Source organism: Actinomadura atramentaria DSM 43919, from assembly GCF_000381885.1.
Taxonomy (GTDB): domain Bacteria; phylum Actinomycetota; class Actinomycetes; order Streptosporangiales; family Streptosporangiaceae; genus Spirillospora; species Spirillospora atramentaria.
In genome coordinates, this window is record NZ_KB907211.1 from 184855 (window position 1) to 200553 (window position 15699).

Consider the following 15699-nt stretch of genomic DNA (forward strand, 5'->3'; position numbering starts at 1 on the left):
AGAGGACGCCCGCCGTGGCCGTCTCCCCGATCGACCTCTTCACGTCCGACATCCGCTTCGGCCCGGACGGCCGGGTGCGCGCCGAACCGGCCGCGCCCGCCGCCGCGCGCGACGGCTGGCGGCTGACGGCGCGGCACGCCAAGACCGCCGCCGACGTCCGCGCGGACCAGTGGGAAATCCACCCCGAGGCCGACGAGATCGTGTCCTGCCTCATCGGCAAGATCCGCCTCCACCTGCGCCCGGAGCGCCCCGGCCAGGCCGAGGAGGTCGTCCGGCTGCGCGCCGGGACCGCCGCCATCGTGCCGTGCGGCCGCTGGCACCGCATCGAGCTGGACGTGCCGAGCAGCATCATCGCCGTCACGCTCCCGCGCGGCAGCCGCCGGGAGGGGCGATGACCGGGGACGCCGGGCTGCTCCGCCCGTACCGCTGGAGCTTCGCCGCCGTCGTCGGGTCGCAGGTCGTCGGGGCGGTGGCGGGGCTCGCGCCGCTGCTGGCCGTCGCCGAGCTGGGCCGGGCACTGCTGGCGTCCGGGCCGGTCGACCACGGGCCGGTCGACCACGGGCGTGTATGGACGGCCGTGGCCGTGGGCGCGGCCGGGCTGCTGGTCCGGCTGGTGTTCACCGCCGCCTCGTCCGGCCTCGCGCATCTGCTGGACGGCCGGGTGCAGCTCGCGTTCCGGCGGCGGCTGGCCGCGCGGCTCGGGCGCGCGCCGATCGGCTGGCTGTCGGGGCGGCGGACGGGCGAGCTGGCCAAGGCGGTGGGGGAGGACGTCAGCGCCGTCCACCCGTTCATCGCGCACACGCCCGGCGAGCTGATCTCCGCGTTCCTGGTGCCGCTGGTGTCGCTCGTCTACCTGTTCACCGTGGACTGGCGGCTGACGCTGATCACGCTCATCCCCGTCGTGCTGGCGGTGGCGCTGGTGCCGCTGATGATGACGCCGTTCCGGCTCCGCGAGCAGCAGGAGTTCGACGACGCGATGGGGCGCATCGCGAGTTCCGCCGTCGAGTTCGTCGAGGGCATCGCGGTCGTGAAGACGTTCGGCGGCTCCGGCCGCGCGCACCGGCGCTTCCGGCAGGCCGCCGACGACTTCGCCGCGACGTTCACCCGGTGGGTGCGCGGCGTGTCGTGGATCGCCGCCGGGATGCAGCTCGCGCTGTCGCCGCCGTTCGTGCTGCTCGTCGTCCTGACGGGCGGCGCGGTCCTGATCACGAACGGGTCCATGCCCGCCGCGGACCTCCTGCCGTTCCTGCTGCTCGGCCTCGGGCTGACCGCCCCGGTGGCCGCGCTCGGGCACGGGTTCGACGACATGCAGGCAGCCCGGCGCGCGCTCGGCCGCATCCGGGACGTGCTCGCGGTGCGGCCGCTGCCCGAGCCCGCGCGGCCCGTCGCGCCGCGCGGGCACCGGGTGGAGCTGCGCGACGTCCGGTTCGCCTATGAGGACGGGCCTGACGTGCTGCGCGGCGTCGACCTGGTGCTCGAACCGGGGACGGTCACGGCGATCGTCGGCCCGTCCGGCAGCGGGAAGTCGACGCTCGTCCAACTCCTGCCGCGCTTCTTCGACCCGACGGGCGGCTCCGTCCGCCTCGGCGGCGTGGACCTGCGGGAACTGGGCAGCGCGCGGCTCTACCGGATGGTGTCGTTCGTGTTCCAGGACGTCCGGCTGCTGCGGGCGTCCGTCACCGACAACATCGCGCTCGCCGTGCCGGACGCCGATCCGGACGCCGTCGTGCGCGCGGCGCGGCTGGCGAACATCCACGACCGCGTCCTCGAACTGCCGCGCGGCTACGAGACGGTCCTCGGGGAGGAGTCGGGCCTGTCCGGCGGCGAGGCGCAGCGGATCGCGCTGGCCCGCGCGCTGCTCACCGACGCGCCCGTCCTGGTCCTGGACGAGGCGACGGCGTTCGCCGACCCCGGGACCGAGCGGGCCGTCCGCAATGCGCTGGAGACGCTGCGCGGCGACCGGACGATCCTCGTCATCGCCCACCGGCTGGAGACCGTCGCCGGGGCCGACACCGTCGTCCTGCTGGACGAGGGCGCGGTGGTCGAGCGCGGCGCGCCCGCCGAACTGCTGGAGCGCGACGGGGCGTTCGCCGCGTTCTGGCGCTCCCACCTGCGAGAAGAGGAGAACGCCCGATGATCCGGACGCTGCTGCGCGTGCTGGGCGACGAGTACGCCCGGCCCGTCCGCCGCACGCTGGCGCTGCTGGCGGCGGCGGCCGTGGCCGAGGGTTTGGCGTACGGGCTGCTGGTCCCCGTCCTGCGCGCCCTGCTCGGCGACGACCCGGCGGACGCCCGGCCGTGGCTCATCGCGTTCGGCGCGGCTTTCGCCGGATACGCGGTGCTGCGGTACTTCAGCGACCTGTCGGGGTTCCGCGCCGGGACCGTGCTGCTGCGCGGCATGTACCACCGGCTCGGCGACCACCTGGCCCGGCTGCCCGTCGGCTGGTACGGCGCGGGCCGCGTCGGGGAGGTGTCGGTGCTGGCCAGCCGGGGCGTGCTCCAGGCGATGAGCGTGCTGGCGCACCTGCTCGGGCCGTTCGTGTCCGCGTGCGTGACGCCGCTGACGATCGTCGGCGTGATGCTCGTCTTCAACTGGCAGCTCGGGCTCGCGGCGCTGGCCGCCGTACCGGTCGTCGCGGCGGTGCAGATCTGGACGGGCCGCGCCACGGCCGCCGCCGACGCCGCCCGGCACGACCGCGACCACGACGCCGCCGCGCGCGTGGTCGAGTACCTGCGGGCGCAGCCGGTGCTGCGCGCCGGAGGCCGGACGGGCGAGCGCTTCGGGCTGCTGGACGACGCGCTGCGCGGGCTGGAGCGCACGTCCCGCCGAACCGTGCTGGCGGCGCTGCCCGGGGTGCTCGGCCTGACGGCCGTCGTCCAGGCGGTGTTCACCGCGCTGCTCGTCCTCGGCGCGGCGCTCGCGCTCGGCGGGCGCGTCGGCGCGGCGGAACTGCTGGCGGTGCTCGTCCTCGCCGCCCGGTGCGCGGACCCGCTGCTGTCGCTGGCGGAGGCGGGCGGCAAGCTGCGCGCCGCGCGCTCGGAGCTGGCGCGGCTCGACGCGGTGCTGAGCGCCGAGCCGCTGCCGGAGCCGCGCGAGCCCGTCCGGCCGCGCGGGCACGGGCTGGCGTTCGAGTCCGTCACGTTCCGGCACGGCGACCGGACGGTCCTCGACGGCCTGTCGCTGACGGTGCCGGAAGGGCGGCGGCTGGCCGTCGTCGGCCCGTCCGGCGCGGGAAAGACGACGCTGCTGCATCTGCTCGCGCGGTTCTACGACGTGGACGGCGGCGCGGTGCGCATGGGCGGCGCGGACGTCCGCGACATCAGCACCGACGTGCTGATGGCGCAGGTCGCGGTCGTGTTCCAGGACGTCTACCTCTTCGACGGCACGATCGAGGAGAACGTCCGCCTCGGCCGTCCCGGCGCCGACGACGCGGCCGTCCGCGCGGCGGCGACGGCGGCCGGGCTGGACGAGGTCGTCGCGCGGCTGCCCGGCGGCTGGGCGGCGGGCGTCGGGGAGGGCGGCGCGCTGCTGTCGGGCGGCGAGCGGCAGCGCGTCTCGATCGCGCGGGCGCTGCTGAAGGACGCGCCGGTCGTCCTGCTGGACGAGGTGACGTCCGCGCTGGACCCGGTGAACGAGGCGGCCGTCCACGCGGGCGTCGAGCGGCTGATGGCGGGCCGGACGGTCGTGCTGGTCGCGCACCGGCTGCGGACCGTCCGGGGTGCGGACCGCATCGTCTTCCTGGACGGCGGCCGGATCGCCGAGGAGGGTGACCACGACGAACTGCTGCGCCGCAACGGCCGCTACGCCGAGTACTGGCGCGCCTCGGCGGTGGACGCGGGAAGCCCGGCAAGCTAAGTTATGCGCCGTAACTTAGTTCGGAGGGTGAGCGCGGATGGCGGCGGGCGGCGGACGGCGCGGCGGCAGGCCCCGGGTGGTGACGGTCGAGGAGATCGTGCGCGCCGGCCGGGAGGTCGGCCTCGCGGACCTGACGGTCGCGGCCGTCGCGGCCCGCCTCGGCGTGTCGCCGGCGGCGCTGTACCGGCACGTCGCGGGGCGCTGGGAACTGGAACGGCTCGTCGGGGAGAGCGTCCTCGGCGGGCTGGACCTGGTCGAGGACCCGGCGGACGGCCTGGAGCGCCACCTGCTCGGCTTCGCCTGGCAGCTCCGGTCGTACACGGTCGCGCATCCCGGCCTCGCCTCGTATCTTCAGGCGCTGTTCCCGCGCGGCGAGTCCGGGCACCGGCTGCTCGCGACGGAGGTCGCGGCGCTGCGGCGGCGCGGCTACGCGGCGGACGCGGCGATGGTGCTGGCGGGCGCGGTCGCGACGCTCGCCATCGCGCAGGCCGCCGCCGAGGAGCGCGAGGCGGCCGCGTTCGGCCGCCCCGGGTACGCCGAGCAGCGGCGGGACGCGGTGGACCGGATCGCCGCCGACCCCGACCTCGGGGCCGCGCACACCGGGCTGCCGCAGGTGTCGTTCGGCGAGTTCTCCCGGCTGCTGCTGACCGCGTCGATCCGCGGGCTGCTCGCCGCCGCGCCGCCCGGCCGCCCCGTCGCCGGGATCGTCGCCGCGCTCACCTCCGACGCGGAGTCCGATCTGGGCGGACCGCAGTGAACCAGCACACCCAGGGCGTTCCGGAGTGGGTGCCCACCCGCGACGGCCGCCGCCTGTACGCGATGGCGCTGCCCGGCCCGGGCGGCGCCGCGCCGACCGTGGTGTTCGAGGCCGGGAGCGGCGCGTCCCGGTCCTCGTGGGCGGGCGTGCAGCCGACCGTCGCCGGGTTCGCGCGGGCGATCGTCTACGACCGCTCGGGCCTCGGCCGGTCCGCCCCCGACCCGGCCGGGCGCACCCTGGACCGGCTGGCCGACGACCTGGCCGACGTGCTCGACCACTTCGGCCCCGGGCCGTTCGTGCTCGTCGGGCACAGCGCGGGCGGCCCGATCGTCCGGCTGGCCGCGTCGCGGCGGCCCGGCGCGGTCGCCGGCCTGGTCCTGGTGGACCCGGCCGACGAGGCCGCCGACGTCATGTTCACCCCGAAGTTCCGCCGCCGCGAGCAGACCGCGCTGCGCGCCGGGCGCGTCCTGGCCCGGCTCGGTCTGCTCCGGTTCCTCTACCGCTCGCTCCTCGACGCGGCCCCCGCCGACGACGTCCGCGCCGATCTGCGCCGGGAGGCGTTCGGCCCCGGCGCGCTGGCGACGCAGACCGAGCAGGCGCGGACGTTCCTGGACGAGCTGGAGACCTGGCGGACGTCGCCGCCCGACCTCGGCGACATCCCGGTCACCGTCGTCTCCGGCGGCCTCGCCCGCGCGGGCGACGGGATGCCCGAGGACGTCCGCGCCCAGGCCAACGCCGCCCACGCGCTCCGCGCCGGGCTGTCCCCGCGCGGCCGCCACGTCGTCGCCGAGCACTCCGGCCACTACGTGCCCGTCACCGAGCCGGGCCTGATCGCGGACGAGATCGAACGCCTCGTCCTCGGCGCGCCCGCCGGCGCCTGACGTCCAGCCGCGGCCCTGCCGGGCGAGGCGGCCGGCGGGTACCTCGCCGCGGGCTTCGTCGTCCTCGGCGCTGGTCGCCACCGTGCTGATCCCGCGCACGCCCGTCCCGGCCGGCTCCACCGGGAGCAGCCGGGTCAGAGCGCGCCGCGCAGCTCCCGCTTGAGGATCTTTCCGACGGGGTTGCGCGGCAGCGCCTCGCGCAGTTCCAGCCGTTCGGGCAGTTTGTAGGAGGCGATGCGGCGGTCCCGCAGGAACGCCGTGACGTCCGCCAGCGACGGCGGCGCGGCCGGGTCCGCCGGGACGACGACCGCGCAGATCCGCTCGCCCAGCACCGCGTCCGGGTACCCGACGATCGCGACCTCCGCGACGCCGGGATGCTCGGCGAGCAGGTGCTCCAGCTCGGCGGCGGCGATGTTCATGCCGCCCCGGATCACCAGGTCCTTCGCGCGGTCCACGTACCGGATGAACTCGCCGCGCTCCCCGGCGATCTCGAAGACGTCCCCGGTGCGCAGGTAGCCGCGCTCGTCGAACGGGCTGGCCAGGCCCGCGCCGTCGAGGTAGCCCGCGAAGACCTGCGGTCCCTTGATCCGCAGCTCGCCGGGGCGGCCGGGCTCCTCGACGTCCTCGCCGGTCGCGAGGTCCACGACGCGCATGTGCGTCCATGTGGACGCGCGCGTGGACCAGGCGATCCCCGGCACGCCGTAGCGCGGGAAGAACCGCGCGCGCTGCTCGGGATCGGGCACGTCGTAGGGGTCGGTGAGCATCCCCGCGCCCTCGTTGGAGCCGAAGAAGTTGATGACGCCGATGCCGTGCCGTTCCTGCCAGCCGCGCACCATCGCGGGCGACAGCGGGGCCGAGCCGGAACCGATGCGCGTCAGCGACGACAGGTCGGTCGAGGCCAGCAGGTCCTCGCGGTCCAGCAGCATCGTCAGCAGCGCGGGCGCGGCGACGGTGTAGGTGACGCGTTCGCGGGCGATCTGCGCGAGGAACGTCGGCAGGTCGAACGGATGGTGCTGGACGAGCACGCCGCCGACGAGCAGCCACGGCAGGAACAGCCCCGCGAACCCGGCCATGTTCACCATCGGGAACGGGTTGAGCAGCACGTCGTCGCGCGTCATGCGCGGGGCCTCCGCGCACACCGACGCGACGGCGAGCCAGTCGTTGTGGCAGCGCGGCACGCCCTTCGGGGTGCTCTCGGTGCCGGACGTCCAGCAGATCGTCACGCAGTCGTTCGGGTCGGCGTCGTGCGCGGCGGCGGGCCCGGCGGGCAGCGCGAGTTCCGCGTCCATCGGGACCGCGCCCGCCGGGGCTCCCGCCCCGTACGCCAGGACGAGCGGCAGCCCGAGCGCCACCGCCTCGGCGGCCGGGGCCCGGTCGCCGAACCGGGCGACGGTGATGTGCGCGGCGAACCCGGCGAGCTTCGCGAGCTGGGACGTCTCGTGTTCGCGGTACTGCATCGGCAGCGGCGACACGATCAGCCCGATCCGCCAGCACGCCAGGTACAGCGCCACCTGCTCGACGGTGTTGGGGAGCTGGACGCCGACGACGTCGCCCGGCGCGAGGCCCCGGCGGAGCAGGACCGCCGCCGTCCGGTCGGCCTCGGCGTCCAGCTCGTCCCAGGTCAGGCGGCGCGGGTCGAGGCCGACGAGCGCCGCCTTGTCGGCGGGGTCCACGACCGCGACGCGGCCGGGATTCTCGCGGACGCGCGCGCGGAACAGCGCGTCCAGCGTGTCCGACCCCCACCAGCCCTTCGCCGTGTACTCGGCGACGCGCCCGGCGGGGTGCAACTGCCGTGGTGCCACGATGCCTCCCTCAGACCAGTGCCCGGACGCGGGCGAGCGTGCGCTCCCCGCCCGGATCGTCGTCGGTGCTCGCCGGGATGACGACCACCTCGTCCGCGCCCGCCGCCGCGTACTCGGCGAGCCGGGCGCGGACCTCGGCGTCGCCGCCGAGCAGCCCCACCGACGCCGCGACCTCCGGCCCGACCGCCGCGAGCAGGTCGCGCGGGTGCGGCCGGGTGCGCGCGAACGCCACGAGCTCCCCGAACCCGGCCTCGGCGAACATCTCGCCGTAGCCGGGCGCGGCCAGGTACCCGACGAGCCCGCGCCGGACCTGCTCCAGCGCCGCCGGGGACGGGTCCACCGCCGCCGTCGCCCAGACGGCGACGCGCGGCGCGGGCCGTCCGGCGTCGGCCGCCGCCGCGCGCAGGTCGCGGACGAGCGCGGCGGCGGACGCGGGCGTGACCAGGTTCAGCACCATCCGGTCGGCGTGCGCGGCGGCGGCGCGCACCGCCGCCGGGCCGAACGCCGCGACCGTCAGCGACGACTTGGGGGCGGGCAGTCGCAGCCGGTACCCGCGCGTCCGGACGACCTCGCCGTCCTGCGTCACCTTCGCGCCGTCCAGGAACCCGCGCAGCGCCGTCGCGGACTCGCGCAGCGCGGCGGCGGGCCGCCGCCGGTCGCGGCCGTGCCACTCGCCGACGACGACCGGGCTGGACGTGCCGATCGCGACGTCCACCCGGCGGCCGGTCAGCTCCGCGACGGACGCGACGCCGCGCGCGATCGACATCGGGTCGCGGACGGCGACGGCGAGCGGCCCGAGCGTCAGCGAGCAGCGCTCGGTGCGCGCGGCGGCGGCGACGGCGAGCGCGAACACGTCGTAGGTCGCCATCTCGCCCAGCCACAGTTCGCGGTAGCCGAGCCGGTCGGCGGCGGCGACGGTGGCGAGCGCCTCGCCGGGGACTCGGTCCTGCCAGTAGCCGGGCGCGGCGGCCAGATCGGGCATCATGCGGGCAAACTACAATAAACGAAGTGATCCGGCCAGGGGCGCCTCACAGCCGCTCCACCAGCACCGCGACGCCGAGCCCCGCCGCGCCGCTCACCGCCGCGACGCCGTAGCGCCCGCCGCGCCGCTCCAACTCCTCCACGCAGCCGCCGACCATCACCGCGCCCGTCGCGCCGAACGCGTGGCCCATCGCGATCGTGCCGCCGTTCGGGTTGAGCCGGTCCGGCCCGGCGCCCAGGTCGCGGCGCAGCCGCAGGCACAGCGCGGCGAACGCCTCGGCGAACTCGAAGACGTCGATGTCGGCGGGCGTCAGCCCGGCGCGGGCGAGGACGCGCTCCACCGCCGTCTGGCCCGCCGTCAGCATGATCACCGGATCGGCGGCGGCCGTCGCGGACGCGACGATCCGGGCGCGCGGCCGCAGCCCCGCCGCCTCGGCCGCCGCCGCGTCCCCGAGCAGCAGCAGCGCGGCCCCGTCCGCCAGCGCGGGCGAGGTGCCGACCGTGTGCGGGTGCCGGATCTCGCCCGCCTCGGGGTGCGCGGCGAGGGCGAGGGCGTCCTGGCCGTCCGCGCCGAGGCCCGCGAACGCCGGTTCCAGCGCGGCCAGCGCCTCGGCGGTCGTGCCGGGCCGGACGAGTTCGTCGCGGTCCAGGCCCGCGACCGGGACGACGCTGCGCGCGAACGCCCCGGCCGCCCACGCGCGGGCGGCCTTCTCCTGAGTCTCGACGCCGTACGCGTCGAGTTCGTCGCGCGTCCAGCCGTCCAGCGTCGCGTTGAGGTCGGCGGCGACGCCCATGTGGACGGACCCGATCCGCCGCACGACGTCCGGGTCGCGGAAGAGCGGCCCGCCGTCGCTGAACATCGGCACCCGCGACGTGCTCTCCACGCCGCCCGCGACCGCGAGCCCGAGGTCGCCCGCCCTGACGCGCGCGGCGGTCTGCGCGACGGCGTCGATCCCGGACGCGCAGAACCGGTTCAGCGTCGCGCCGGGCACGCCGTCGCCCCACCCGGCGAGCAGCACGGCGGTCCGGGCGAGGTCCGCGCCCTGCTCGCCCGACTGCGACGCGATCCCGAGGACGACGTCCTCGACGGCCGCCGGGTCCAGCCCGCGCTCGCCGAGCGCGTCGAGCAGCGCCACCACCAGGCCGGTGGGGGAGACGCCGTGCAGGGCGCCGCGCGGGGAGCCCTTGCCGCGCGGGGTGCGGACGTAGTCCAGGACGTAGGCGTCGGAGGTCATCGGGGCCGTCCTCTCGCTGGGTGACTCTGTTAGTTGTAGCATCGCCGCAGGACGAGCCGGAGGGGGCTTCGATGGACGTGTGGGTGCTCGGCGGGTACCAGACCGACTTCGCGCGGAACTGGGCCCGCGCCGGGCTGGAGTTCTCCGACCTGGTCGCGGAGGTGGTCGGCGGCACGCTGCGCGACGCCCGCGCCGACGCGGCCGACGTCGGGGTGATCCACCTCGGCAACGCGTTCGGCCAGCTCTTCACCGGACAGGGCCAGCTCGGCGGGATGCCCGCGACCGTGGACGAGCGGCTGTGGGGCGTGCCCGCGTCCCGGCACGAGGCGGCGTGCGCGTCCGGCGGTATCGCGGTGCTCGCGGCGATGGCCGACCTGGAGTCCGGCCGCTACGACTGCGCGCTCGTGCTCGGCGCGGAGCTGGAGAAGACCGTCCCCGGCGACGTCGGCGCGCGGCACCTCGGCGCGGCGGCGTGGACCGGGCACGAGGGCGCGGACGCGACGTTCATGTGGCCGTACATGTTCAGCGCCCTCGCCGACGAGTACGACCGCCGCTACGGGCTCGACGACCGGCACCTGCACGCCATCGCCGAGCTCAACGTCCGCAACGCCCGCGCCAACCCGAACGCGCAGACGCGCGGCTGGACGTTCGCCGAGGCGGGCTTCACCGCCGACGACGAGGCGAACCCGCTGGTCGAGGGCCGCGTCCGCCGCCAGGACTGCAGCCAGATGACGGACGGCGGCGCGGGCGTCGTGCTCGTCTCCGACCGCTGGCTCGCCGCGCACCCCGAGGCCCGTGACCGGCCCCTCGCGCGCATCGCGGGCTGGGGCCACCGGACGGTCGGCCTGCCGCTCGCCCGCAAGCTGGAGCGCAGCGCCGCCGAACCGTACGCGCTGCCGCACGTCCGGCAGGCCGTGCGGGACGCGTTCGGCCGCGCCGGGATCGGCGGCGCGGACGACCTCGACGGCATCGAGACCCACGACTGCTTCTCGATGTCGGAGTACATGGCCGTCGACCACTTCGGCATCACCGGCCCCGGCGAGAGCTGGAAGGCCGTCGAGAACGGCGATCTGGAGATCGGCGGCCGCATCCCCGTCAATCCGAGCGGCGGCCTGATCGGCGGCGGGCACCCGGTCGGCGCGACCGGCGTCCGGATGCTGCTGGACGCGGCGCTCCAGGTCACCGGCCGCGCGGGCGGCTACCAGGTCGAGGGGGCGCGCCGGTTCGGCACGCTCAACATCGGCGGCAGCACGACGACCACGGTGAGCCTCGTGGTGGAGGGAGAGTCCGATGGACGTTGAGATCGTGGGGCGGGCGCTGTCGACGCTGCCCGCGGACGACGACCACCCGTACCGCACCGGGCCGTGGCGTCCGCAGACGACCGAGTGGCGCGCGGACGACCTGGAGGTGGTCGAGGGCGAGATCCCCGCCGACCTCGACGGCGTGTACCTGCGCAACACCGAGAACCCCGTCCATCCGGCGATCCGCCTGTACCACCCGTTCGACGGCGACGGCATGGTCCACGTCGTCGGGTTCCGCGACGGCCGCGCGTTCTACCGGAACCGGTTCGTCCGCACGGACGGCTTCGTCGCCGAGCAGGACGCGGGCGAGTCGCTGTGGGCGGGCATCGCGGACCGGCCCGCGCTGTCCAGGCGGGCGGACGGCTGGGGCGCGCGGACCCGCATGAAGGACGCGTCGAGCACCGACATCGTCGTCCACAACGGCGTCGCGCTGAGCAGCTTCTGGCAGTGCGGCGACCTGTACCGCCTCGACCCGCTCACCCTCGACACGGTCGGCAAGGCGACGTGGGGCGGCGGCTTCCCGAGCGGCTGGGGAGTCTCCGCGCACACCAAGACCGACGACCACACGGGTGAGCTGCTGTTCTTCAGCTACGCCACCGAGGCCCCCTATCTGCGGTACGGCGTCGTGGATGCGGACGACCGGCTCGCGCACTTCACCGACGTCCCGCTGCCCGGCGCGCGCCTCCCGCACGACATGGCGTTCACCGAGAACTACGCGATCTTCAACGACTTCCCGCTGTTCTGGGACCCGGACCTGCTCGCGCAGGGCAAGTACGCGTCCCGGTTCCATCCCGAGCTGCCGAGCCGGTTCGGCGTCATGCCCCGGCGCGGCGACGCCTCGCAGCTCCGCTGGTTCGAGGCCGACCCCACGTACGTCCTGCACTTCGCCAACGCCTACGAGGACGGCGACGAGATCGTCATCGACGGGTTCTTCCAGGGCTGCCCCGAACCGCCCGACCCGCGCGGCGAGGGCGTCTACCAGCGGATGTTCCGGTTCCTCGCGCTGGAGCGGATGGAGACGCGCCTCCACCGCTGGCGGCTGAACCTCGCCACCGGGCAGGTCGAGGAGGAGCGGCTGAGCGAGCGCTACACCGAGTTCGGGATGATCAACCCCGGGCACGGCGGCCGCGCGCACCGGTACGTCTACGCGGCCACGCAGCGGCCCGGCTGGTTCCTGTTCGACGGCGTCGTCAAGCACGACCTGCGCACCGGGGACGAGGAGCGCTACGCGTTCGGCGAGGGCGTGTACGGCAGCGAGACCGCGATGGCCCCCCGCACCGGCTCCGCCGGGGAGGACGACGGCTACCTGATTACACTGACCACGGACATGAACGCCGACCGCTCCGAATGCCTGGTGTTCGACGCGGCCCGGCCCGCCGACGGACCCGTCGTCCGGCTCCGGCTCCCCGAGCGGATCTCCAGCGGCACGCACTCCGCCTGGGCGCCCGGCGCGGCGCTGCCGGGCTGGCGGGACCGCGACGCGACGGAGGCGGCGGCGCTGCTCGACCGCTGAGCCGCTCGACCAGTGAGAGGACGCCCGTGGACGAGGCGACGCCGCTGCCGCCCGGCGGCGAGAACGCGATCGGCGTCACCCTCGGCCTCATCGGGGACGAGTGGGCGCTGCTCGTCCTGCGCCACGCCCACCAGGGCGTCCGCCGGTACGCCGACTGGCGTGCCCGGCTGCCCGTCTCCGACTCGGTCCTGGCGGCCCGCCTCGCGCTGCTCACCCGCATGGGCCTGCTGCGGCGCGAGGCGTACCAGGAGCGCCCGACCCGCCACGAGTACCGGCTGACGCGGATGGGCCGGGAGATCTGGCCGATCCTGGTGTCCATCTGGGCGTGGGAGCACCGGTGGGTCGCGGGCCGCGACGCGTCGCTGCCCCGGATGCGGCACCGCGCCTGCGGGGAGCCGATGGAACCGGCGCTCACCTGCGCGGCGTGCGGCGCGCCCGTGCGGCCGCGGGACGTGGACAGCCGCCTCGGCCCGTCCGGCGGCGACGGCCGCTCGGTGCCGACCGCGGGCACCCGGCGGCGCTCGGCGTCCGGGACGGGCGCGGCCGCCGCGGGCCTGTTCCCCGAGACGATGGCGCTCGTCGGCAACCGCTGGTCGGTGATGCTGCTCGGCGCGGCGTTCCTCGGCGCGCACCGGTTCGGCGAGTTCGAGCGGATGATGGGCGCGCCGCCGGCGATGGTCGCGGACCGGCTGCGGACGTTCGTCGGCCTCGGCGTCCTCGCGGAGGAGCCGAGCGCCGAACGCGCCGACTGGACGTCCTACCGGCTCACCGACAAGGGCCGCGCGTTCTTCCCCGTCGTCATGACGGGCATCGCGTGGGGGCAGCGCTGGTTCCGCGCCCCGGAGGGGCCCGCGCTGGTCTCCGCGCACCGGGGCTGCGGCGCGGCGTTCGAGCCGCGGCTGGCCTGCGACCGCTGCGGCGGCGTGCTGGCCGAGGCGGACGTCGTGGTCGGTCCGCCGGAGCCCGCGCGCCGCTGAGCGGGCGTCAGCGGAGGTTGGCGGTGAGGGTGCCGGCCGGGCCGAAGAGTTCGGCGCGCCAGCGGTCCAGGAGTTCGGCGGCGTCCACGTCGTCCGGGTGGAAGCCGCGCCGGTTGTAGGCGCGGAGCTTCGTGATCACCTCGCGGGCGAGGAACGGCGAGTGCCGCAGCCGGGCGAGGCTCGCGCCGAGCCGCAGCGGGTTGAGCGCGGCGCGGTCCGTGCAGAGCGACAGGACGGTGCCGAACGCGATGTGCGCGAGCAGCAGCGCGCTGATCACCCGCATCGTCCGGACGCGGACGCGCTCGCTGCCGCCCGTCTCGCGGAACACGTCGAACGCGACGGCCTTGTGCTCGGACTCCTCCAGCGCGTGCCACAGCAGCACCGACCGGACCTCGGTGTCGCCCAGCAGCGCGCGGGCGCCGTCGTCGGACAGCAGCCGTTCGGCGATCGTCGCGGTGTAGTGCTCCAGCGCGGCGGTGTAGCCGAGGCGGACGCGCGGCGGCAGCGTCCGCTCGGCGAACTTCAGGGACCGGTCCGTCATCCGGTCGATGAGCCGCGTCGGGTAGCCCATCCGCGCCAGCTCGGCGTTCAGCCGGTCGTGCTCGCGGCCGTGGACGATCTCCTGCCCGATGAACCCGCGCACCTGCGCCGCCAGCTCCGGGTCGGTGACCCGGTCGGCGTAGTGCCGCACCGACCGGACGAAGAACTCCTCGCCCGGCGGGAACGTCGCCGACAGCACCGCGACGACATGGCTCATCACGAGGTCGCCCTCGACGTAGTGGCGGCGCAGCGCGCCGCGCGGGTAGGCGAACTTCACGCGGCGGGGCTTCACCGCCCGCGCCGGGACGCTTCGACGGTCGGTCATGGGGTCCTCTCCGCCGGTCCCGTGGGGAGCGGCTCGTCCGCCGGGGCGAACGCGTAGTCGTCCAGGGGGAACGCGGCGCTCGCCCGGTACGCCTGCGCCGCGCTCGTCGGCCGCAGGTAGGGCGTGTCGCCGTGGTGGTCGAAGTAGTAGCTGCGGGCCGTGGCGCAGCCGCCGGACGCCCACAGCGACCCGGCGAGCCGGTCGCGCATCGCCTCGGTCCAGCGGGCGGACGCCTCCGGCCGGACCTCGACGCTCGCCGCGCCCCGGCGGCGCGCCTCGGCGACGACGCGGACGATGTGCGCCGACGTCGTCTCCACGAGCTGGTGCCACGTCCCGCCGACCCACCCGTACGGGCCGAACATCATGAAGTGGTTCGGCAGGCCCGGGATGCTGACGCCCTCGTAGGACTCCAGCCGGTTCTCGGTGTACGCCGTCGCGAGGTCGAACCCGGCGCGGCCCCGGACGGGCGTGCGGCGGAAGTTCTCCGGGTCGCTGGCCAGCCGGAACCCGGTCGCCAGGACGATCGCGTCCACCGGGCGCTCCCGCCCGTCCGCGGTGCGGACGCCGGTCGCGGTGATCCGGTCGATCGGGTCGGTGACCAGCGCGACGTTCCGGCGGTTGAACGTCCGCAGGTACGTGTTCGACACGGATGGGCGCTTGCAGCCGAGCCCGTAGTCGGGGGTGAGCCGCCGCCGGACGGCCGGGTCGCGGACCTGCGTCCGGTACCAGGCCGAGAGCAGCCGCGTGATCGCCCGGTTGACGCCCGGCGCGCGGCCGTGGTGGACGACGCCGTCCACCAGCATCCACTCCACGCCGCGCGTCGTCGCGCGCCGCACGGCGTCCTGCGCGCGGGGGGCGCGCTCGAACAGCCGCATCAGCGCGCGCGGCGTCGTGAAGTCCGGTTTGGGGGCGACCCAGATCGGCGTGCGCTGGTAGACGTCCAGGTGCGCGGCGCGGCGGACGATCTCGGGGACGAGCTGGACGGCGCTCGCGCCCGTCCCGACGACCGCGACGCGCAGCCCGGCGAGGTCCTGCGCGCCGTCCCAGCGGGCGGTGTGCAGCACGACGCCCGCGAAGTCGTCCGCGCCGGGGATCTCGACCGGGCGCGGGTCGACGAACGGGCCGATCGCGCTGACGACGAACCGCGCGGTGACCTCGCCGCCCGCCGCGAGCCGCAGCCGCCAGAACGCGGCGTCCTCGTCCCAGACGCGTTCGGCGACCTCGCAGCCGAACCGGACGCGGTCCCGGACCCGGTACTCGTCGGCGACGCGCTCGACGTACGCCATGACCTCCGAGCCGGGCGCGAACACGCGGCTCCAGCGGGGGTTCGGGGCGAAGCTGAACTGGTACGCCTGCGCGGGGACGTCCACGCCGACGCCGGGGTAGGTGTTGTCGCGCCAGGTCCCGCCGAGGTCGTCGGCGCGTTCGAGGACGACGTGGTCGTCGATCCCCGCGCGCCGCAGCGCGATGGCCATGCCGATGCCGCTGAGACCGGCCCCGATGACGGCGACCTCGTGGTCGGGTCCGGCCAT

At 76.0% G+C, this 15699-nt stretch carries 13 protein-coding genes; 8 read left to right on the top strand and 5 right to left on the bottom strand.

Going from position 1 to position 15699, the window contains the following annotated elements; all coding sequences use genetic code 11:
• Positions 1 to 14 precede the first annotated feature (14 nt).
• Genes G339_RS0111390 through G339_RS0111410 form a run of 5 tightly spaced genes read left to right on the top strand, consistent with a single transcriptional unit; the run spans position 15 to position 5493 of the window.
• On the top strand, positions 15 to 395 hold the full coding sequence (locus G339_RS0111390; protein WP_019631208.1) for a cupin domain-containing protein: 381 nt from the start codon (positions 15 to 17) through the stop codon (positions 393 to 395).
• A complete protein-coding gene (locus G339_RS0111395; protein WP_019631209.1) occupies positions 392 to 2137 on the top strand; it encodes an ABC transporter ATP-binding protein in 1746 nt (581 codons plus the stop codon). Before G339_RS0111390 ends, G339_RS0111395 begins: the two co-directional genes overlap by 4 nt.
• The gene (locus tag G339_RS0111400) at positions 2134 to 3855 is read left to right on the top strand and encodes an ABC transporter ATP-binding protein (RefSeq protein ID WP_019631210.1); all 1722 of its coding nucleotides are present in this window, start codon (positions 2134 to 2136) and stop codon (positions 3853 to 3855) included. The genes G339_RS0111395 and G339_RS0111400 overlap by 4 nt, the downstream gene beginning before the upstream one ends.
• 37 nt (positions 3856 to 3892) lie before the next feature.
• Entirely contained in the window at positions 3893 to 4612 is a 720-nt protein-coding gene (locus G339_RS0111405; protein ID WP_019631211.1) for a TetR/AcrR family transcriptional regulator, read from the top strand.
• On the top strand, positions 4609 to 5493 hold the full coding sequence (locus tag G339_RS0111410; RefSeq protein WP_019631212.1) for an alpha/beta fold hydrolase: 885 nt from the start codon (positions 4609 to 4611) through the stop codon (positions 5491 to 5493). The genes G339_RS0111405 and G339_RS0111410 overlap by 4 nt, the downstream gene beginning before the upstream one ends.
• Before the next feature lie 134 nt (positions 5494 to 5627).
• Here the strand turns inward: G339_RS0111410 and G339_RS0111415 are convergent, their stop codons facing one another.
• From G339_RS0111415 to G339_RS0111425, 3 genes are read right to left on the bottom strand one after another with little or no spacing between them, the layout of a single operon-like run.
• The gene (locus G339_RS0111415; RefSeq protein ID WP_033322833.1) at positions 5628 to 7295 is read right to left on the bottom strand and encodes a class I adenylate-forming enzyme family protein; all 1668 of its coding nucleotides are present in this window, start codon (positions 7293 to 7295) and stop codon (positions 5628 to 5630) included.
• A gap of 10 nt (positions 7296 to 7305) precedes the next feature.
• Positions 7306 to 8280, bottom strand: a complete 975-nt coding sequence (locus tag G339_RS0111420) for an LLM class F420-dependent oxidoreductase (RefSeq protein WP_019631214.1) — start codon at positions 8278 to 8280, stop codon at positions 7306 to 7308.
• A 43-nt stretch (positions 8281 to 8323) separates the two neighbouring features.
• Complete coding sequence (locus G339_RS0111425; protein WP_019631215.1) at positions 8324 to 9511, bottom strand: acetyl-CoA C-acyltransferase; 1188 nt, start codon at positions 9509 to 9511, stop codon at positions 8324 to 8326.
• Positions 9512 to 9582: 71 nt separating this feature from the next.
• On the opposite strand from G339_RS0111425, the gene G339_RS0111430 reads away from it, so the two are divergent.
• The 3 genes from G339_RS0111430 to G339_RS0111440 are packed head-to-tail and all read left to right on the top strand — an operon-like array spanning position 9583 to position 13302.
• Entirely contained in the window at positions 9583 to 10812 is a 1230-nt protein-coding gene (locus G339_RS0111430; RefSeq protein WP_019631216.1) for an acetyl-CoA acetyltransferase, read from the top strand.
• Complete coding sequence (locus G339_RS0111435) at positions 10802 to 12325, top strand: carotenoid oxygenase family protein (protein ID WP_019631217.1); 1524 nt, start codon at positions 10802 to 10804, stop codon at positions 12323 to 12325. Before G339_RS0111430 ends, G339_RS0111435 begins: the two co-directional genes overlap by 11 nt.
• Positions 12326 to 12351: 26 nt before the next feature.
• Complete coding sequence (locus G339_RS0111440; RefSeq protein WP_019631218.1) at positions 12352 to 13302, top strand: winged helix-turn-helix transcriptional regulator; 951 nt, start codon at positions 12352 to 12354, stop codon at positions 13300 to 13302.
• Between the two features lie 7 nt (positions 13303 to 13309).
• Here the strand turns inward: G339_RS0111440 and G339_RS0111445 are convergent, their stop codons facing one another.
• Positions 13310 to 14167 carry a metal-dependent hydrolase gene (locus tag G339_RS0111445; RefSeq protein ID WP_019631219.1) on the bottom strand — a complete coding sequence of 286 codons (858 nt, stop codon included), beginning with the start codon at positions 14165 to 14167 and terminating at the stop codon, positions 13310 to 13312.
• Positions 14164 to 15699, bottom strand: coding sequence for a flavin-containing monooxygenase (locus G339_RS0111450; RefSeq protein ID WP_019631220.1), 1536 nt, complete (start codon positions 15697 to 15699; stop codon positions 14164 to 14166). The genes G339_RS0111445 and G339_RS0111450 overlap by 4 nt, the downstream gene beginning before the upstream one ends.